This is a genomic window from Sphingopyxis macrogoltabida, from assembly GCF_001314325.1.
GTDB classification, from domain to species: Bacteria; Pseudomonadota; Alphaproteobacteria; order Sphingomonadales; family Sphingomonadaceae; genus Sphingopyxis; species Sphingopyxis macrogoltabida.
In genome coordinates this window covers 581,700-602,210 of sequence record NZ_CP009429.1, presented here as the reverse complement: position 1 = coordinate 602,210, position 20,511 = coordinate 581,700, and the positions used below count along the sequence as shown (strand labels likewise).

Here is a 20,511-nt window from a genome sequence, read left to right as displayed (position 1 = left end):
TCACGCCGGCTGTAGCGCGGTCACCTCGACCGCGATCCCGTCCATCAGCGTCGTCCCCGACACCGCCTCGACGACATCGGGGCCGTGCCCGAGCAGGATGTTGACGTTTGCGCCGCCGGCCCGGTTCGCGCGCTGCCAGCCGCCCGTGTCATGCCCGAAGCAATGCGGATAGGAAACGGTACCCCGCCGGTGATCGTCATTGATCTCGACCTCGACCTCGATCGCGCCGAAGCGGTTCGACAAGGTCGCACGGTCGCCGTCGGCGAGGCCGCGCTCGGCCGCATCGTCGGGATGGATATGCAAGGTCGGCTTCTGCGAGCGGATCAGCCGGTCGACATTGTGGAGCCATCCATTGTGCGAACGCATGTCGCGCCGCGACAGCAGCTTCAGCCCTTCGACCGGCGCCGCCGCGAACAGGCGGCCGAGTTCGGCGGCGACCATATCGTCCCACAGATGGATGCGGCCGTCGGCATGCGCGATTTTCTCCTGATTGCCCCAAGGTATGGGAATGTCGAGCATCACGCCGTGCGGATGGTCGCGCAACTTGTCGATCGACCAGTCGCCATGGACACCCGCCGGTCCCTGCCGGATCGCGCCGTCGAGCACTTCGAGCGGACGCATCTGCCCGCCCGCCGCCTGCGCCGCCACCTCATCGGGCGAAGCGGCGGGCATGCGCAGCCCCATCCGCGCCAATATATCGCAGAAGGTGTCGAACTCGCTCCGTGCGTCGCCGACCGGCGGGATCACCGGCTCGGCATATTGCAGGAAGGGCTGCACCATGCTCATGAAGGGCACCATCGGCAGGTCGGCGCGCTCGTAGAAGGTCAGGCCGGGTAATACATAATCGGCGTAGGACCCCGCCTCGTTGATATAAAGGTCGAAGGACACCGATAGCTCGAGCTGTTCGAGCCCGCGCCGCAGCCGGTCGCCGCCCGGCGCCGCGAGCAGCACATTGCCGCCGAGCGACAGGAGCGCGCGGACCTTGCCCGGGCCGGGTTCGAGAATGTCGTCGGGCATCACCGCCGACGGCAGGAATTGCGTCACGCTGGGGAAATTGCCGACGCGGCTGCGCACCTCGTCATAGCCGCCGGTGGTAGCACGGTCGCTGCCGGCAAGCACCGGCGTCGCGAACGTGCTGCCCCCTTCGTGTCCGAAGGTGCCGCCGACCATGTTGAGCGCCGACAGCAGGAAGTTCGCGAGCGTCGCATGCGGCCCGCGGCAGATGCCGACGCGGCCGTAACACACCGATTTCGGGCTGGCGGTCAGGCGGCGCGCGAGGGTCTTGATCGTTTCGACATCGATCCCCGTACGCCGGGCGGTATCGTCATAATCGATGCCCGCGAGCGCCACCTGCAACTCGCCCCAGCCCGCGCAACGCTCGGCAAGAAACGCCTCGTCGGCCAGCCCCTCGTCGGCAAGCGTCTTGAGCATCGCGAGCATCAGCCAGCAATCCGAATTGGGCTCGATCGCGACATGTTCGTAGCGCGCCGCGGTCTCGCTGCGCCGCGGGTCGACGACGACGACCCCGCCGCGCGCCGCGACCGCGTCGAGCTGGTGCCGGACGCGCGGGGTGAAGATCAGCGAGCCGTGTGAGATCAGCGGGTTGGCGCCGAAGATCAGCATGAAGTCGGCATTGTTGACGTCGGGCACGTCGATCGTCAGCGGGCTGCCGTAGAGTATCCAGTTGGCGGTGAAGCGGGCGTTGGTGTCCTGCGAGCCCGCGCCATAGATTTTGGTCGTACCGAGCGCCTTCAGGAACATGCGGAACCCCGTCATGCCGTCGGTGGCATAGGCGGGCGGATTGCCCTGATAGCTCGCCACGGCGTCGGGGCCGTGCTCGGCGATGATCGCCGACAGCCGCGCCGCGATATCGTCCAGCGCTTCGTCCCAGCTCACCGGCTCGAAGCGGCCAGGCGCGACGCGCTTCATCGGCCGCGTCACGCGGTCGGGGTCGTGGGTCACGCCATGATAGGCGATGCCTTTCACGCAGGCATGGCCCTGCGACGACGGGTTGTCGGGGTCGGGCCGCGCGCGCACGACCTTGCCGTCCTCGACCGTCGCCACCAGCCCGCATACCGCCGTGCAGATGCGGCAGAAGGTTATATGGTCGCCGTCCTCGCCCGTCGCTGGCCGCATGATTCGCTCCAGTTAGTTGATCGGTTAGAACCTCTCATCCTTTTCGCCGACTGTCCATATTCTTCGAAATGTAAAGTCACGCTCCCGAGACAAAAATCGCCGGAAAGTGCCATTTTCCTGCCCACGAAAGAAGAAAACAATTAATCGATTGGTTGACACGGCTTGCCATTTGATCGAAATTGCATCGCGAAAAGGCCCGCGGGTGGCACAGGCGAGAGGATCGATCGATGGCGGACGTCAAAGACTATGCGGTGGAAGAATTCAGCCAGCACGACCGCACGCTGATGCAGCGCCCCTATGACTTCTATGACAAGGTCCGCGCCGGCGGCTGTCCGGTCGCACGCTCGGAACAGCTTGGCGGCTTCTGGTACACCACCAACTATGCCGCGACGCGCCGCGTCTATGACGATTTCCGGACCTTCAGTTCGGCCGACGGCACCGCACTGCCCAAGCAGCCGCTGGCGCTCTATCCCATCGACCTCGACCCGCCGCAGCAGACGCGGATGCGCAAGCTGCTCAACCCGATCTTCCTGCCCGACGCGATCCAGAAATATCGCCCGCGTTTCGAGGCGATCATCACCGAGCTGCTCGACGCGATCGTCCCGGCCGGCGAGGCCGAATTGCAGGAACAGCTCGTCCGCCCGACGCTCGCGACGGTGATCATGCCCTTCCTCGGCGTGCCCCGCGCGGACTGGGAAATATTGTCGCACAAGATCGACTTCCTCACCCGCATGCGCGTCGAGGATCCCGAAACCTGCGGCCAATATGGCCTCGAGCTCAGCCAGTATCTGTATGAATTTGCCGCGCGGCGGCGGCAGTCGCCGCCCGAGGACGATCTGATGCAGACGCTGATCGACGCCGAAATCGGCGGTGAAAAGCTGACCGATGACGAAATCGTCGGCATCGCGACGCTGGTGCTGTTCGGCGGGCTCGACACGACCAGCGCGGTCGCGGGCATGTCGCTCTGGTACCTGATCGAACATCCCGAGGAGCGCGCAAAGCTGCTGAGCGGCGAAATCGATTTCCCGACCGCGCTGCAGGAATTCGTGCGCTACGCCTCGCCGATCCAGGGGTTGCGGCGCACCGTTACGCGCGACACCGAGCTCGAGGGCTGTCCGCTCAAGGCCGGCGATTACATCATGGCGATGAACGGCGCCGCGAACCACGACCCCGGCCATTTCGCCGACCCCAACGAGGTCCGCTTCGACCGGGCAGTGCGCAGCGAGCACGATCATCTGGGCTTCGGCGGCGGCGCGCATATCTGCATCGGCCAGCATTTCGCCAAGGCGCTGCTCGAAATGATGATCCGCTCGATCTTCGAGCGCCTGCCCGACCTCAAGATCCGCTCCGATTTCCAGCCCGATTTCGCGGTCGGGGAATCGCGGGTGCTCAAAACGCTGCCGGTCACCTTCCGCGCGTCCTGACCATGTTCTAGGGTGGGGCCGCAACCCGCTGTCCCACCCTGTCGACAGGATCCCGACGTGCTCAAACTGACTGCCGAAGAAACCGAGTTTCGCGATGCCGTGCGGACGTTTTTCGCACGCGACTATCCCGCGCACGTCATCGCCAGGAACAAGGCGGGACAGCGGCTTACCAAGCAGGACCATATCGACGCGCAGCGCGCGCTGAACGCGCGCGGCTGGCTCGGCGTCGGCTGGCCGCGCGAGGTCGGCGGCACCGGCTGGACGCCGGCCGAACGCTATATCTTCGATCAGGAACTCGAACTGGCGCACGCCGCCGCGATCATTCCGATGGCGGTGATCTATATCGGGCCGATCATCGCGGCGTTCGGATCGGACCAGCAGAAGGCCGACTGGCTGCCCGCGATCCTCGAATCGCGCAGTTTCTGGGCGCAGGGCTATTCGGAGCCCGAAGCCGGCTCCGATCTCGCCTCGCTGCGCTTTTCGGCGGTGCGCGACGGCGACGATTATATCCTCAACGGCACGAAGATCTGGACGTCGGGCGCGCAGTGGGCCGACTGGATATTCTGCCTCGCGCGCACCAGCCGCGAGGAGCGCAAGCAGCAGGGCATTTCGCTGATCTGCGCGCCGCTGGACCTGCCCGGGATCAGCGTCCACCCGATCCGGCTGATCGACGGGTCGGACGAGCTCAATCGCATCGAATTCGACAATGTCCGCGTGCCGGTCACCAACCGCATCGGCGACGAGGGTCAGGCCTGGCACTATGCCAATGTCCTGCTCAAGAACGAGCGCCTGTCCTACGCGCATATCGGATCGAAGAAGCGCGATCTCGCCAAGCTGCTCGAAGAAGCGGGACGGCTGCCCGCGAACGGCGGCGGCACGATGGACCGCGACCCGGCTTTCCGTCTCGCCCATGCCCGCGTCGCGGCGCGGCTCGCGGCGATCGAGGCCTCGATCCTGCGCGCGCTGCGCAGCGAGATTTCGATGGCGACCGCCGCGGCGCTCAAGATCGCCTGCACCGAATGCGCGCAGGCGATCACCGAGTTGGGCATCGACGTCGCCGGCCGTAACCGGCTGCCGATGCTCGATCGCGGCGAGGCCGACTGGGCAGCGGCGGCGCCGGCGACCACGCCGTTCGGCCCGGTGGCCGTGCAATCCTATCTCTTCGAGCGCGCCCAGACGATCTACGGCGGCTCGACCGAGGTGCAGAAGAATATCATCTGGCGTTCGCTGGCGGGGATGGCACGATGAGCGCCCCGCTATCCGAAACCGAACAGACGATGCTGCGGGACGCGGTGCGGGCGTATCTGGGCAGGGACGAAGCTCCTCGCTGGCCCGATTTTGCCGAACGGCTCGGCATCGACGCCGCGCTGCTCGACGCGCAACAGGGTGCGATCATCGCCGAAGAGATCGGCCGCACGCGCGCGCATCTGCCCTTCGCCGACGTGGCGACGGCGGCGTGGCTGCTCGATCGCTGCAACGCCCCGGCCTTGCCCGCCACGGCAATCGCGACCCTCGCTTGGGCCGAGCCGGCTATGCGCTATGATTTTGCGGGCATCGAGACGCACGCACGGCGCGACGGCGACGGCTGGCGCCTCGACGGGACCAAGGCGGTCGTCGGCTGGGCGGCCGAAGCCGATGTCCTATTGGTCGCCGCGCACACCGGCGCCGACGCGCTGTCGCTCTTCCGGATCGACCCAGCCCGGACCGAAGGCCTCCGGCTGTCGCCGTACCGGACGATCGACAGCCACCCCGCCGCCGATCTGGTTTTCGAGAACCACGCCCTCCCCGCCGATGCCCTGATCGGCCCCGAAGGCGGCGCGCTCGACCTGCTCGAAGAAGCCCGCGACCGCGCGCTCGCGTTGCTAGCGGCCGAGGCGGTGGGCCTGCTCGACAACCTGCTCGAACAGACGATCGCCTACACCGGCCAGCGGCGCCAGTTCGGCCAGCCGATCGCCGGCTTTCAGGCGCTCCAACACCGCATGGTCGACATGTATCTCGAATGCGAGCTGGCACGCTCGTCGGCATGGCTCGCGGTCGAGGCGCTCGGGGAAGCGGCGCCCGAACGCGCCCGAGCGGTGTCGAGCGCGATGGTCAATGTCGCCCGCGCCTGCCGCTTCGTCGGGCAGCAGGCGATCCAGCTTCACGGCGGCATGGGCATGACCGACGAACTGCCGGTCGGCCATTATGTGAAGCGCGCGATGGCGATCGAGGTGCTGTGGGCGGATAGCGACTGGCACCTCGCCCGGATCGCCGGGATTTAGGCCGGGCGCGCATGCCGGAACCGCCGATGCGCCCTCGCCCGTCAGGCCGGTTTCTTCGGCACGAAGATCACCTTCGGAAAGGTGAATTCGCGCAGGCCCTCGGCGCCATTCTCGACTCCGAACCCGGACTGCTTCGCCCCCGCGAAGGGGATATGTGGGCCGTTCTGGAAATTGTCGTTGATCCAGACGGTGCCGGTTTCGATCCGGTCGGCGAGCGCGACCGCCGCGTCGATATCCTTCGACCAGACCGCGCCCGCAAGGCCGTAATCGCAATTGTTCGCGCGCTCGACGACATCCTCGATGCTCGAAAAGCGCAGCAGCGGCAGCACCGGGCCGAAGGCTTCCTCGGTCACCACCGCCGCATCCTCGGGCGGGTTGTCGACGAGCGTGATCGGGATGAAATAGCCGTCGCCCTCGGGCACGTTGGCGCCCTGCAGCAAGCTCAGCCCCTCGGCGCGCGCGCCGTCGATCAGGCCGCGGACGCGGTCATATTGGGCACGGTTCTGGACCGGACCATATTGCACCCCCTGCTGCGCCCCGTCGCCGACGACCGCCTCCTTCGCGAGCCGGTGGAAGGCGGCCAGCATCTCGTCATAGATATCGTCGTGGATATACATGCGCTTGGTCGCGATGCAGACCTGCGCCGTGTTGTAGAAGGACCCGAAGAAGAGTTTCGGCGCGACCTCCGCCACGTCGACGTCGGGCAGCACGATCGCGGCGTCGTTGCCGCCAAGTTCGAGCGTGATGCGCTTGAGGTCGCGCGATGCCGCCTCCATCACGCGCTTGCCCGTCGCGGTCGAGCCGGTGAAGCTGATCTTCGCAAAGCCCGGATGCGCGGTCATCAGCGGGCCGAGCGCATCGTCGCCCGAAATGACATTATAGACACCGGCCGGCAGGATATCGCGCCACAGTTCGGCGAGCTTCAGCGAGCAGAGCGGGGTGTAGGGCGACGGTTTGAGCACCATCGTGTTGCCCGCGAGCAGCGCCGGCGCGATCTTCCACATCGCGAGCAGGAACGGGAAATTCCACGGTACGATCGCGGCGACGACGCCCAGCGGCTCGTGCTTGACGATCACCTGGCGCGTGTCGCTGTCCTCGACCACCTCGTTGGGCAGGTCCTGCCGCGCGACCGACTTCAGCCACCAGGCGCCCATCTGCACCTCACCCTTGGCGAGCGCGGTCGGTCGCCCTTGTTCGGCGACAAACAGGGCAGCGAACTGGTCGAGATGCGGTTCGATCGCCTTCGCCGCTTTGACCAGCAATTCGCGCCGTCCCTCCCAGCCGAGCGCCTTCCACGCCGGCAGCGCGCGCTTCGCCGCGGCGACCGCGAGGTCGAGCTCGGCCTGCCCGGCCGCGGGCGCCGAGGCAAAGGCCTTGCCCGTCGCGGGATTGATCACGTCGACGCGCTCCGCGGTGTCGACCGCAGCGCCATCGATGGTCAGCGTGTAGTTGCTCGCAAAGTCCATTTTACCCTCGCCCATATCGTTCGGAAATCCGGTTCCCGTCCCCGGATTTGCACCATTTGCGGCGATAATCAAATACTATTAGATATGAGAGGCGATTCATGAGGGGCAGGCGATGACCGAGAGCCAGACCAAGCGGCTCCAGCCCGGAGAGGACGGGGTGCATGTCACCTTCTGCCGCCTCTGCGAAGCGCATTGCGGGCTCGCCGCCAAAGTCGAGGACGGCCGCATCACCGACGTCCAGCCCGACAAGGAAAATCCGCATTCGTTGGGCCATGTCTGCCTGAAGGGGATCACCTTCCACAATGTCACCTACGACCCCGACCGCATCCTGACCCCGCTGAAGCGCGTCGGCGGACCGGGCGAATTCGCACCCGTCGGCTGGGACGAAGCGCTCGACGATATTGCGGCGCGGCTCGGCCAAGTGATCGACACCCACGGGCCCGACGCGGTCGCGTCGTACAAGGGCAATCCGATCGCCTTCGGCATCGACGTGTCGTTCAGCCTCAAGGCATTCCTGGGGACGCTCGGCATCACCAAATATTATGGCGCGGGATCGCAGGATACCAATGCGCGGCTGACCGCCTGTTATCTCGCTTTCGGCTCGGCGGTGACCTATGACATTCCAGACCTGCCGCATACCGACATGCTGCTGATGTTCGGCGCCAATCCGCTGGTTTCCAACGGATCGATGGTCTGGTCGCCGCGCGTGCGCCACGACCTCGACGCGATCGCCGAACGCGGACGCGTCGTCGTCGTCGACCCCCGCCGCACCGAGACTGCGCGCCGCTACCAGCATGTCGCGGTACGCGCCAACGGCGACGTCTGGCTCCTGCTCGGGCTGCTCCGCGTGCTGATCGACGAAGAATTGTACGATGCCGACTATGTCGCCGCGCATACCGATAGCTTCGCGGACCTCGCGTCCACGGTCGCGCAATACGACCTCGTCGACTGCGCCGGCCGCGCGGGCGTCGACGCGGGCACCATCGCCGAGCTCGCGCGCAGCTTCGCCGCCACCCCGCGCGCCGTCGCCTATGGCCGGCTCGGCGTCTGCCGTGGGCCGCATGCGACGCTCGAGAATTTCCTGCTGATCGCGCTCAACCTGCTCGGCGGCAAGCTGGGGCGCCCCGGCGGCGCGATCTTCAGCCGCACGATCCTCGGCGGATCGCAGAAGGTGCTGACCGGCGGCTATGGCGACACACGCAGCCGCGTCGGCGACTTCCCCAGCGTCGCGCAATTCCTCGCCTCGGCGATGCTGCCCGCGGACATTTTGGAACCCGGCGAGGGGCAGGTGCGCGCGATGATCCTGACCGGCGGCAATATGGTGATGTCGGCGCCCGGCGGGCAGGCGCTGGTCGACGCGCTTGGGCAACTCGACCTGATCGTCGCGCTCGACCTCTACCAGACCGAAAGCAACCGCTACGCCGACTATATCCTGCCCGTCCCGACCTTTTTCGAACGCGACGATTATCCGATGGCGGGACTGGGCTCGATGATCCGTCCCTTCGTGCAGGTGACCGATGCGGTGATCCCGCCGGTCGGCGAAGCCAGATCGGAATGGGAGATTTTCAACGGCCTGCTCGCGCGCATGGGCAAACCGACGCACGGCCGGCCGATGGACGATCTCGACAAGGCCTTCCGCCTCGGCCCCGCCGGCGACGACATGGGCGCGCGCGAGGGATGGAGCTTCGACAAGCTCCGCGACGTGCCGCACGGCGTGATGGTCGACCTGCCCGATCCCTATGATCCATGGCCGCGCATCGCCGACGGGCGCGCGAAGCTGTGGCACGCGATGATCGCCGACGAGTTCGCGCGGCTGACGCCCGCACCGACCGATACGCTGCGCCTGATCACGCACCGCGACATCCGTTCGCTCAACAGCTGGCTGCACAATGTCCCGCGCCTCGTCCGCAGCCAGCATCCCGAACTGCTGATGCATCCCGAGGACGCCGCGCGGCTAGACTTGCACGATGGCGAGGCCGTCGACCTGTCGACCGGCGCCGCGATGGTCACTGTATGCATCGCGGTCACCGATGATATGCGCCCCGGCACCGTCAGCTATCCGCACGGTTGGGGCCACCACGGCGGCTGGCAGCACGCCAATGCGCAGGGCGGCAGCAATATCAACTGGCTGCTGCCGGTCGGTCCGGAGGCGGTCGAGGCGATCTCGGGCACGACGATCATGGACGGACTGGAAGTATCGGTCCGCAAGATCGCCGCCGCAGCGTGACAAATTTGCGACTTGTTCGCGATACCGACCTTGCTAACGACGACGCGATGCAGCATTCCCGTCGCGGGGCAGGAGATCAGGTGATGGACAGCGGCCCGGTGGCAGCCCGGACGGACGACAATTCGACGCAGGAGCGCATCCTGCGCGCCGCCTATGATTGTTTCGAGCAATATGGGATCGGCAAGACGACGATCGAGAATATCGCGAGCCGCGCCAAGGTGTCGCGTCCGACCGTCTATAAATATTATCCGAGCAAGGATGCGATCCTCGACGAGATTTCGGTGCGCGAGACGTGGCGGGTCAACAGCGAGGTTCGGCGGCGGCTGGTGCGTTCCGACGATTTCGCCGACTTCCTGTCCGACACTTTGTTGCTCGTGATCCGGCTGGCGAACGAAAATATCTATATTCGCCGCATGGTCGAAAGCATCGAGTTTCAGGAATCGGTGATCTCGCCCAGCAGCCTGATGCAGCAATTGCAGCGCACCTGGTGGGCGAACATGTTCGAACAGGCGCGCGCCCGCGGCGACATCGCGACCGACCTCGAAATCGACGAATGCATCTACTGGCTCGCGCGGGCGCAGGCGATGCTGATGCTGCAGGTCGCTTCGCCGCAGATCGACGACGCCGAAAAGCGCCGCTTCATCCGGCGTTTCATCGTCCAACCCCTGCTCGCAGGCAGCGAAATCCGCTGAGGCCATCACAGGCGGCTTGACGCCTCCTCCCCAAGCTGACACAGCTATTTAATCAATCGATTAAATAGCCGCGGAAATCGCGACAGAGCATGGGAGGCCCGATCGAGCGATGACCGACGATCCGGCGCACCCAAGGCCCGCTAATCCCGCCTATGGCGACGGCTATTTCGTCCGGACGACACGCTTCCGCCGCCTCGCTCCCGACCGGATCGAAGCGGTGCTGGAGGATCCGTTCCACGCGCTCGCGCTGCGGATCCAACACGACGACCACGCGCTGACCGCCGTCGAAGGGCGCTGGGAGCGCCATCCGCTGACGAGCTGCGCGGGCGCCGACGGCGCGCTCGCCGGTCTCGCGGGCCTGCCCCTGGTTGCGGATCTCCGCACCCGCTGGCTGCAGGCCAAACCCGCACTGCACTGCACACATATGTTCGACACGCTGCGCCTCGCGGCGGTGCATATCTCGCAGGGGCGCGATGATCGGCGGCATGACGTGATTCTGCCCGACGCCGACCTCGACAAGCAGCCGGTGCGACTCCTTCAGGACGGTGCGCTTGTGCTCGAAATCATGATCGACGCCGATTTTCAGATCACGGCGCCCGCCGCCTATGCGGGGGCGCCCCTACTGAGCGGCTTCGCGCGCTGGGCCGCCGAGCGGCTGTCGGCGGAGGAATTCCAACGCCTGTTCCTGATCCAGCGCGGCACCTTCGTCGGGCGCGGCCAGCGCATGGACATCACCCAATATTATGGCCGCGACGGCGCGCTGTCGGGTCCGTTGCCCGCAACCTGCTTCGGCTCGCAGCCCGAGCGCTACGCCACCTCGCTCCGCCTCGCCAACGCGCGCCCCGGTCTCCGCCGCGAGGAGGCCGCGCTTTTTCCCTTCACCCGTGCACAGCAGGAATGACGCCGATGTCCGAAATGCCCTTCCCCACCTCCGATCAGGCGATCACCCGTTACCTGCTCGAACGGCAGGCGCGCGAGCATCCGGACGATCTCTATATGCGCTTTCAGGACGGCAGCGAATGGAGCTTCGCCGAGGCGCTCGAACAGGCGCATCGCGCCGCCGCTGCCCTGAAGAAGCTGGGCGTCGAACAGGGCGACCATGTCTTCAACTGGTTGCCCAACGGCAAGGCCGCAGTGCGCGCCTGGCTCGGCACGCATATGCTCGGCGGCGTTTTCGTGCCCGCAAACCTCGCCTATCGCGGCAGCTTGCTCCGGCACGTGCTGTGGCTGGCCGACGCGAAGGTCGGGCTGGTCCACCGCGACCTCATGCCCCGTCTCGCCGAGGTCGAGCGCGGCATGCTTGAACAGGTGATCGTCATCGGCGGCGAAGCGGAGCCGATCGACGGCCTCACCCTCCACGGCGAGGCGATGCTGGACGCGCCCGGACATGCCGGCGATCTCGCGAAGCCGCTCGCGCCCTGGGACAATATGACGATCATCTTCACCTCTGGCACCACCGGCCCGTCGAAGGCGGTGATGTGCTCCTACGCGCATATGTGGACCTTCTATCACGCCGCGATGCCGGCGATGATCGGCCGCGAATATCGCCATCTCGCGCATCTGCCGATCTTCCACTCGGGCGGCTTCGGCTGCCTTTATGGCCAGCTTTCGAACGCCGGATCGGTCGTGCTCGTCGAATCGTTCAAGACCGACCAGTTCTGGCAGATCGTCCGCGAGCATGGCGCGAACACCACGACGCTGCTCGGCGCGATGATCCCCTTCCTGCTCAGCGCGCCGCCGTCGGACGACGACCGCGACCACAGCCTGAAATCGGTGAGCGCGGTGCCCTACACCGCCGACGTCAAGGCGTTCACCGCGCGCTTCGGGGTCGGCGCCTTCGCCGCCTACAGCATGACCGAACTCGCCAATCCGGTGCAGAGTCCGCTCAACCCCGACAAGATCGGTGTCGCCGGCCGGCTGCGCGCCGGGCAGCATATCCGGCTGGTCGACGAGCATGACATCGAGGTGCCCGATGGCGCGGTCGGCGAAGCCATCCTGCGCTGCGACCAGCCCTGGACGATGTTCACCGAATATTACAAAAATCCCGAGGCGACCGCCGAAACCTGGCGCAACGGCTGGCTGCATACCGGCGACCTGCTGCGCCGCGACGCCGACGGCGATTATTTCTTCGTCGACCGCCGCAAGGACGCGATCCGCCGCCGCGGCGAGAATATCTCCGCCTATGAGGTCGAACAGGAAATCCGTGCCTTCACCGGGGTCAAGGAGGCCGCGGTGATCGGGGTCGCGAGCGACAAGACCGAGGATGAGGTAATGGCGTGCATCATGCCCTCGGACGGCGCCGAGATCGACCTCAAGGCGCTGACCGACTTTCTCGCCACCCGCCTGCCGCACTATATGGTGCCGCGCTATTTTCGCCTGATGGCCGACCTGCCGCGCACCCCGACGCAGAAGATCCAGAAATATGCGCTACGCGACGACGGGGTGACCGACGACACCTGGGACCGCGAGGCGGCGGGGATCAGGTTGCGGCGGGAACGGATCGGCTGAGCCGGTCCCAGGTCGCCGCGTTGACCGGCGCCTCGCGCAGCCCCGCCTTGCGGATCTTGCCCGTCGGCGTACGCGGCAATTCATCGACGAACTCGACGAAGCGCGGCACCATATAGCGCGGTAGCCGCTCGGCGAGATAATCGACGAGGTCGCCCTCGTTGAGCGGCACCGAACCATTCAGTTGCACGGCGACCTTGATCTCATCCTCGCTGGCGCGGGCGTTACCGGGCAGCGCCGGAACGTCCGCCGCCTTCACCGCGATCGCCGCTGCCTCGGCAACCGCCGGATGTCCGCGCACCTCGCCCTCCAGCTCGAGCGACGAGACATTATTGCCGCGCACGCGGAGATAGTCGTTGGCACGGTCGAGGAAGTAGAAATAACCGTCGGGGTCGCGGCGCAAGATATCGCCCGTCGCATACCAGCCGTCGCGCCATGACTTCCGGTTCGCGTCGGGCTTGTTCAGATAGCCCTGCGTGATCAGGAAAGGCGCCTTGCCGCGGATCAGCAATTCGCCCGCCTGCCCGTCGGGAAGGTCGCGGCCATCGGCATCGACGATGCGCACTTCGTAGAGCGGCGACAGCTTGCCGCAGGTCTGCGCATTGGGAAGGTTAGAGGCGTTCAATGGAAAACCGATCTCGGTCATCCCCCAGCCGGTGCACACCTTCACCCCGAAGCGCGTCTCGAAATCGCGATAATCGGGGAGCACCGGGTTCATCAGCACCCATTGCAACGGATTGTCGGCGTCGTCCGACCGCCGCTCGACGTTCATCAGGAAGCCCGCAATCCCCATCAACTGTGTGTGGGTACAGCCATGTGCCCGCACATCGGCCCAGTAATGGCTGACCGAAAAGCGGCTGCGAAACACCATATGCCCGCCGCGCACCACCGCGAAGACAAAGCCGACACGCCCCGACGAATGAAAGGTCGGCCACGGCGAATAATAGACCGGCACCTGATCGGGATCGATCGCCTCGCCGCTGAAATTATGCTGGACCTGCTGGATCGAACCCCACGCCTGCAATACACCCTTCGATGGGCCGGTGGTGCCCGAGGTGTAGATAACCGCGTTGGTGTCGGCGAGTGTCGGTTCCGCATGCTCGATCCGCGGTGCCCCGGCCTCGACCGACGCCAGCGTCGCCACCGGAATTTCACTGACGCACACTGCATCATCGATCGTGATAATGCGTTCGAGCGTCTCCAGCCGATCGCGGATCGCATTGACCTGATCGATGCAGCCATTGCTGGTGATCAGCACCCGCGCACGGCAATCGTTGAGCGCATAGGCGAGCAGATTGCCCTTATATTCGGGATTGATCGGCACTTCGAGCGCGCCGCGCCAGCTCAGCCCGATCCACGCCGTGTAAGCGGTCAGGCACGGATCGAGCATCGTCGCGACGCATTCGCCCGGCTCGATCCCCAGCGCCGCCATGGCATCCGCAATCCGCAGCGCCGCCTCGTGGAACGCGCCGCCGGTCATCGTGCCGCCCGCGACATCGGTGAGGAACGGCGCCGACGGATCGTGCGCCGCGCGTTCGCGGATCAGCACCGGGACCGAGGGCATCTTCAGCGTATCGACCATAACTCTCCCCGCGCTTTGCCTTGCCGATTCACGGCTGCGTAAAGTCGCATTTTTTGCAAAGCCCTTTTTATATAGGCTTTTGCCATTTACAATGCTACATATGTGTAAAGGCAATCGCTTCCGTCGCGGGCGCCCTACGGAGAGACGAATGTATTTGAGCCCCGAACATAACCGGCAGGTCGCGGAGAAACTGTTCCGCCATATCCGCGACAACAGCACCGACATGATCGAGGAAACCTACGAATATCCGCTCTCGGTCTATTCGGACCCCGATATCGCGGTCGCCGAGCGCGAGAAGATCTTCGAACATTATCCGATGATGGCACTGCACAGCAGCCAGCTCCCCGAATCGGGCAGCTATGTGACGGTGAAGCTCAACCGCAGCGAGGCGCTCGTCACGCGCGGCAAGGACGGCCAGGTCCGCGCCTTCCTCAACATGTGCCGCCACCGCGGCGCGACTTTGGTGACAGAGGCGGAGGGCAAGCAGGGGCGCTTTTCCTGCCCCTATCACGGCTGGACCTATACCAATGAGGGCGAACTGATCGGCCTCACCTTCAAACAGACGCTGGGGCTCAGCCTGCCGTGCCGCGAGCGCAATTTGATCGCGCTGCCGTGCGAGGAGCGTCACGGCTTCGTCTGGATCGTCGAAAATCCCGAAGGGTCGATCGACGTCGCCGCGCACCTCGGCCCGGTGATGGACGGCGTGCTCGCGGGCTATCGCCTCGACCGGCAATATTTCTATCGCGAGGCCTTTTTCACCTTCGACCAGAACTGGAAGATCATGGTCGACGGCCTGACCGACGGCTACCATGTCCAATGGGTCCATGGCCCGACGATCCGGCCCTATTTCTACATGAACATGATGGCGCGCGTCGAAGGCACCGGCGATCATGCGGTAACGACGACGCCGCGGCGCAAGATCGACGAAATCCTCGACAGCGAGCCGGGCGAGCACGACCTCGACCCTTATGTGGTCTATGGCAATATGGTCTTTCCCAATGTCAGCATCCAGTTGCACCCGCATCACGCCGAATTCTGGACCATGTATCAGGACGTCCACGATCCCGGCCGCTCGCGCGTCCACCTGCGCTTCCTGACCCCGAAGGCTCCGGGCGATTATGACGAGAAAGGCCAGACGATCCTCGCCAAGAATTGGGACATCGCCGAGGCCGCGATCCTGAACGAGGACGTGCCGATCGGCGACAGCATCCAGCGCTCGGCGAACATGCCGAACACCGGCACGATGCTGCTCGCGCACAACGAGGTCATCAACCAGCAGTTTCACCGCAGCTATGACCGGGTGATGGCGGGACCCAGCGTCGTTCCGATGCAGGCGCGCGCCGCGCGCGGCTGAACGACCGCTGTGGGGTGGAGAACTGTCGCTTGTTAAGTCGTCATCCCGGGCTTGACCCGGGACCCGCCTTCCTTCTTTCGACGTCAGATCAAAGAAAAGGCAGGCCCCGGGTCAAGCCCGGGGTGACGACAAAGAAAAGTCCGCTTCCGACCAAAAGCCGCCCTATTCCCTGTCCCCGCCGAGTCCGAATTCCGCGCGGATCGCGGCGCTATCCTCGCCGGCTTCGGGCGCCAGCGGCATGCCGAAATGCTGCCCCGCGACATGGATCGCCGACGAGGTCAGCGTCAGTTTCCGTCCATCGGGAAGAGTCGCCTGATATGTGTTGTCGCGCGCCCGGAAATGCGGGTCTGCAATCACATCGGCAAAGCTGTTCACCGGCATTGCGGCGACATTGTCACGCTCGAAATCCGCGAGCCATTCGGCGCGCGGGCGCGAGGCGAAGATCGGGATCAGCGCGGCATTGACCTCGGCATCCTCGGTCCCCGTCTGCGGCTCGCGCGTATAGATGGCGTCGAGATCGGGCCGGCCGATCAGCTTCAGCAGCGCCTGCCAGCTCTTCGCGGTGAAGGTCATCAGGAAGATCAGCTTGCCGTCGGCGCAGCGGTAATTCTCCATCCGCGCCCAGAAACGCATCTTGCCGCTCGCGTCGAGGAAGCCCGGCCGCGCAAAGGTCGCGTCAGGATTGAGCAACGGATCGAGCGCCTCGGGCATCCAGTGCGCCGAGCAATCGGCGGCGGCGACCTCGATCGCTGCGCCCTCGCCCGTCCGGCGCGCGCGATGCACCGCCGCAACGACCGCAAAAGCCGCCTCCAGTCCATAGGCATACATGCCGATCGACGGCGCCTGCGGCCCGTCGTAGCGCGAGATGCTCTCGCCCGCCGGTGTGCCGAGTCCGCCATAGGCGTCGAACGACGGGCCGTGCGAGGCGAGCTTGGCATAGGGACCCGTCTCACCGAGCCCCGACAGCGAGCAAAAGACAATCGCGGGATTGGCCGCCTTCAGCACCGCGTACCCGAGGCCGAGCCGCGCCATCACGCCCGCGCGCATTCCTTCGATCACAACGTCGGCTTTTTCCGTCAGCGTCAGGAAGTCGGCCCGGCCCTGCTCGGTCGCCAGGTCGATGATCACGCTTTCCTTGCCGCGATTCCAGCGGAGGTGGAGATAGGAGAAGCCATGTTCCTCACCCACCGACCACGGCCCGGCGCGGCGCACCGGATCGCCGCCGTCGGGGTCTTCGACCTTGATCACCCGGGCGCCCATGTCGGCGAGCCGGCCGCCAAGCGCATCGGGGCCGAAATGCGAGACCTCGATCACCAGCAGATCGGTCAGGAAATCATAGGGCATCGCTGTGTTTCTCCATCGCCGCCACAGCATCGGCGGCGGTCACGATTTCGGCGAGATAATTGCCGATCAGCCGCTCGGCATCTTCCTGGTCGCGCCCCGACAGGGTGCCGGTGCAATCGGCGACCAGATATTGCCGGTATCCAAGGTCGAACCCTGCGGCAACGCTGAGCAGCACGCACGCCGTCGTCACCACCCCGGCATAGAGGATCGTCTCGATGCCTTCGCGGCGGAGCAGGAAGTCGAGCTCGGTGCCGCCGAAGGCCCCCGATCCTCGCTTGACGATCGACAGGTCGCCGGGTTCGTTGCCCACCTCGGCGATCGGCGCCGCGGCGAGCGATCCGTCACGGGCCTCGGCCGCCTTCACATAGGGGCGCAGCGCCGGAACAATGTCGGCATAGCCCGGATGCCGGCTGGCGAGCCGGGCATGAACGATGCGCACGCCCGCGCGGCGCGCTACAGGCAACAGCAGCTTGAGATTGGGTGCGATGGTGCCCGCGAAGCGATCGAGCAGATGGCCGGCGCGCTCGGGGTGCCCGGCTGCGCGGATCGCGGCGATCGAAGGGCCGCCGGGATCGACCTGCCAATTGATCAGGTCGACGAGGACCAGCGCGGTCCGGCGGGGATCGAATGCCCTCCACGGCTCGCCGGGCGCAAAATCACCGGCATTATACCAATGCGCCGAGAGGTCGGGCGGCAGCATGTCGCCCGCGGCACCGGGGGAAGTGGCCACGTCGCTCTCCTTAGAAAAACGCGGCCGCCGGCAGTGCCCTCGCCGGCGGCCGTGCCCCTTTTTTAGCGCTGCGATCCGAACTTCGTCCCGATCGTGACGCCGGCGGTCGTTCCGCGCGACAGCACCGAATAATAGCCGAACGACGTGGTCGACACGTTGCGGAAGACGTCGTTCTGGTTGAACAGATCCTTGCCCCACACTGACACATAGAAGGCGTCGTCGGGCGCATGGAAGGTCGCCGACAGGTTCAAAGTCTCCGTCGCCTTCTGGACCGGCGCGCGTCCGATGCCGGCCGGATAGGCGCCGGCACCCGTGCCCCCCGCCGGATAAGCGCCGTAAGTTGCGTGATCGAACTCGTCGACATAGCTGAACAGGCCGCTGAGTTCGAACTTCCCGCCATTGGCCAGCGGAATGTCGTAATTGGCCTGGAGGCTGAAGGTGACGTCAGGCGTTGCCGGCAGGTCGAAGCCCGAACAATCCGCGTTGGGGGGGACTGCGAGTCCCGATGCCCGGCGGCGGTAGATGGCGCAGTTGTTGAAGCTGTCATATTCCGATTTGAAGAAAGTCGCGAAGCCGGCCGAAAGCGAGAAGCGATCATTCGGGCGGTAGGCTGCTTCGATTTCAAGACCGGAAATCGTCGCCTTGGCCGCATTGATCGACTGCTGCGTGTTGGTCACCGGATCGACCACCGGAACCTGCAGATTGTCGTATTTGTAATAATAGGCGGCGGCGTTGAAGGTCACCTTGCGATCGAACAGGCTGGTCTTGAGACCGGCTTCGAACGCATCGATCGTCTCCGGCTGCGTCGGGATGACGTTCGGGATCGACGAAATATTATAGACGCCGCTCTTGAAGCCGCGGTTGTAGCTCAGATAGCCCATGACATCGTCGCTGAACTTATAGTCGAAAACCGCCCGATAAGTCAGCTCGGAGAAAGGCGCGCTAAGCCCCTTGCATGCCGGGTTCGCGGCGCAGATCGCGGCGGAATTGCTCGCGATCGCAATGACGCCGCCGGTCCCGTCGGGCACATAGGTCGTGCCGGCATTATCCTTGTCGAGCACATGCTTCTCGTCGGTGTAGCGCAACCCCAGCGTCAGCTTGGCGGCGTCGCTGAACTCATAAGATGCTTCACCGAACACCCCCAGCGACTTGACCGTGACAAAGGCGCTTTGATCGATGTAAGCGAGGCCCGACGTCGGACCAGCGCCGGCTGCCGAGCGATCGAGCAGCGCCTGCGGGATGGTGTGCGGCCGCAGCGTTGCCGGAACCGGCAGGCCGACATATTGATCGAGTCCCGCATAGCCGTCGCGGTAGTTGAGATAAAAGCCGCCAAGGATCCACTGGAACGGGCCGTCGTTCTTCGAAGTGATGTCGATTTCCTGCTGGTAGCTCCGCCCCTTGAGCGCCGTATCGAACCAGAAGACGGGGGCGGGCGAGCCGTCGAGATCATATTCGACGCCCGAAGTGCTGTGGCTATACGCCGAAATCGACTTGATATTGACCGCGCCGACATCGGCGTCGAGCGTCAGCGATGCACCATAGCCCTGAAAGCGAACCTCGGGATCGATTTCGCCGTAATAGGAACGTTCCGGCCGCGAGATGTCGATACCCGATGCGACCTGACCGGTCGTGGTGGTTTCTCCAAGGATCGGCTGCAAAGCCACCACGGCGTTCGTTTCGCCCTTGGAATAATAGCCCGACAGCGTCGCGGTGAAATCGGGCGTCGCTTCCCACAAGAGCGACCCGCGAAAGCCGAAGCTCTGGTCGCCGCCGACATATTTTCCGGCGCCGTTCAGGGCCTGGGTCCGGTTGCGGATATAGGGACGCTCGTTACGGTAGAAGCCGCTGACGCTGACCGCCATCGTCTCCGACAGGCCGCCGGTCAGGAAGCCGCGCGCGCCCTCCTCGTCGGTGCCATAGGTGCCTTCGAGCATGCCCCCGAATTCGGTGTCGGGCTTCAGGGTGGTAACAAGGATCGCGCCCGAGGTCGCATTACGGCCGAAAAGCGTGCCTTGCGGACCGCGCAGCACCTGCACCGACTGCACATCGGGGAAACCCTGCAGCAGGATACCGGTCTTGTCGGTCTGATAGACGCCATCGACATAAACCGCGGTCGTGGCTTCGTTGCCCGGCGTAATGTTCCGGCCGCCGACGCCGCGAATATAGGGTTGCGCCGCGCTCGATCCTTCGGTGATCAACAGCGACGGGGTAACCGCAGCCAGTTCCAGAACGTCGGAGATGCCGCTTTGCTGGAGTTGATCGGGCGTGAACGCGGTTACCGCGATCGGCACGTCCTGCAACCGTTCGTCGCGCTTCTGCGCGGTCACGACGATTTCATTGGCACCCGAGCTGTCGGCGCCGTCGTCGGCGGTCTGGGCCATCGCCACCGTCGAGACGGTCGAAACCGCAATTGCCAGCGAGCAGGTGGCGAGCTTGTAAGAAAAGCGCATAGCATCCTCCCATTTGCGGCGCCCGCCATTCGTGGAGGCGAGCCCGCGCAGTCCAAAATCGTGGGAGGCGCGCTGCTCGACGCGATCAGGGCAGATCGTGTCGGCCGGTCCTATGCCGTGCATCACTCCCGAAACTTACAGACAACAGATTCGATAAAATGTCAACTCTGTCGCCGAACGCAGAAACGACGCTGCAGTGCACAATCTATGATATGTAGTTTAATGCGCAGAAAAGCTTGAGATTCTTGGGTCTGATCGACCATTACCCTCGCAATTTCGATCATGGCCCAAGATACGGCAGATGTCGGGCGTAAGGCGAATCGGGCCCGTGCCGTCCAAA

The 20,511-nt window shown here is 65.1% G+C and carries 14 protein-coding genes; 8 read left to right on the top strand and 6 right to left on the bottom strand.

Annotated features, from left to right (window positions below; genetic code table 11):
- Entirely contained in the window at positions 1 to 2,136 is a 2,136-nt protein-coding gene (locus tag LH19_RS02945; RefSeq protein ID WP_054724791.1) for a molybdopterin-containing oxidoreductase family protein, read from the bottom strand.
- Positions 2,137 to 2,363: 227 nt separating this feature from the next.
- On the opposite strand from LH19_RS02945, the gene LH19_RS02940 reads away from it, so the two are divergent.
- From LH19_RS02940 to LH19_RS02930, 3 genes are read left to right on the top strand one after another with little or no spacing between them, the layout of a single operon-like run.
- A complete protein-coding gene (locus tag LH19_RS02940) occupies positions 2,364 to 3,560 on the top strand; it encodes a cytochrome P450 (RefSeq protein WP_054724789.1) in 1,197 nt (398 codons plus the stop codon).
- A 57-nt stretch (positions 3,561 to 3,617) separates the two neighbouring features.
- Complete coding sequence (locus LH19_RS02935) at positions 3,618 to 4,808, top strand: acyl-CoA dehydrogenase family protein (RefSeq protein WP_054724786.1); 1,191 nt, start codon at positions 3,618 to 3,620, stop codon at positions 4,806 to 4,808.
- Positions 4,805 to 5,821: an acyl-CoA dehydrogenase family protein gene (locus LH19_RS02930; RefSeq protein ID WP_054724785.1), complete on the top strand. Its 1,017-nt coding sequence runs from the start codon at positions 4,805 to 4,807 to the stop codon at positions 5,819 to 5,821. The genes LH19_RS02935 and LH19_RS02930 overlap by 4 nt, the downstream gene beginning before the upstream one ends.
- Before the next feature lie 41 nt (positions 5,822 to 5,862).
- Here LH19_RS02930 and LH19_RS02925 read toward each other — a convergent pair whose 3' ends face one another.
- The gene (locus tag LH19_RS02925) at positions 5,863 to 7,302 is read right to left on the bottom strand and encodes an aldehyde dehydrogenase family protein (RefSeq protein WP_234716065.1); all 1,440 of its coding nucleotides are present in this window, start codon (positions 7,300 to 7,302) and stop codon (positions 5,863 to 5,865) included.
- Positions 7,303 to 7,399: 97 nt separating this feature from the next.
- Here LH19_RS02925 and LH19_RS02920 point away from each other — a divergent pair, with 97 nt between their 5' ends.
- The 4 genes from LH19_RS02920 to LH19_RS02905 all read left to right on the top strand — a co-directional run bounded on the left by LH19_RS02920 (position 7,400) and on the right by LH19_RS02905 (position 12,714).
- Positions 7,400 to 9,514 carry a molybdopterin-containing oxidoreductase family protein gene (locus LH19_RS02920; RefSeq protein WP_054724781.1) on the top strand — a complete coding sequence of 705 codons (2,115 nt, stop codon included), beginning with the start codon at positions 7,400 to 7,402 and terminating at the stop codon, positions 9,512 to 9,514.
- A gap of 83 nt (positions 9,515 to 9,597) precedes the next feature.
- Positions 9,598 to 10,206: a TetR/AcrR family transcriptional regulator gene (locus LH19_RS02915; RefSeq protein ID WP_054588825.1), complete on the top strand. Its 609-nt coding sequence runs from the start codon at positions 9,598 to 9,600 to the stop codon at positions 10,204 to 10,206.
- A gap of 109 nt (positions 10,207 to 10,315) precedes the next feature.
- Positions 10,316 to 11,107 carry a DUF2889 domain-containing protein gene (locus tag LH19_RS02910; protein ID WP_054724779.1) on the top strand — a complete coding sequence of 264 codons (792 nt, stop codon included), beginning with the start codon at positions 10,316 to 10,318 and terminating at the stop codon, positions 11,105 to 11,107.
- Positions 11,108 to 11,112: 5 nt separating this feature from the next.
- On the top strand, positions 11,113 to 12,714 hold the full coding sequence (locus LH19_RS02905; protein ID WP_054732926.1) for an AMP-binding protein: 1,602 nt from the start codon (positions 11,113 to 11,115) through the stop codon (positions 12,712 to 12,714).
- Here LH19_RS02905 and LH19_RS02900 read toward each other — a convergent pair.
- Positions 12,686 to 14,293, bottom strand: a complete 1,608-nt coding sequence (locus LH19_RS02900) for an AMP-binding protein (protein WP_054724777.1) — start codon at positions 14,291 to 14,293, stop codon at positions 12,686 to 12,688. The genes LH19_RS02905 and LH19_RS02900 overlap by 29 nt on opposite strands.
- A gap of 148 nt (positions 14,294 to 14,441) precedes the next feature.
- Here LH19_RS02900 and LH19_RS28350 point away from each other — a divergent pair, with 148 nt between their 5' ends.
- Positions 14,442 to 15,647 carry an aromatic ring-hydroxylating oxygenase subunit alpha gene (locus LH19_RS28350; RefSeq protein WP_054724775.1) on the top strand — a complete coding sequence of 402 codons (1,206 nt, stop codon included), beginning with the start codon at positions 14,442 to 14,444 and terminating at the stop codon, positions 15,645 to 15,647.
- 162 nt (positions 15,648 to 15,809) lie between these two features.
- On the opposite strand, the gene LH19_RS02890 is transcribed toward LH19_RS28350, so the two are convergent.
- From LH19_RS02890 to LH19_RS02880, 3 genes are all read right to left on the bottom strand, one after another.
- On the bottom strand, positions 15,810 to 16,991 hold the full coding sequence (locus LH19_RS02890; protein WP_054724773.1) for a CaiB/BaiF CoA transferase family protein: 1,182 nt from the start codon (positions 16,989 to 16,991) through the stop codon (positions 15,810 to 15,812).
- Positions 16,981 to 17,721, bottom strand: a complete 741-nt coding sequence (locus LH19_RS02885) for a cysteine hydrolase (RefSeq protein WP_145923329.1) — start codon at positions 17,719 to 17,721, stop codon at positions 16,981 to 16,983. The genes LH19_RS02890 and LH19_RS02885 overlap by 11 nt, the downstream gene beginning before the upstream one ends.
- Positions 17,722 to 17,783: 62 nt before the next feature.
- Entirely contained in the window at positions 17,784 to 20,171 is a 2,388-nt protein-coding gene (locus LH19_RS02880; RefSeq protein ID WP_158514384.1) for a TonB-dependent receptor, read from the bottom strand.
- Between the last annotated feature and the right edge of the window lie 340 nt (positions 20,172 to 20,511).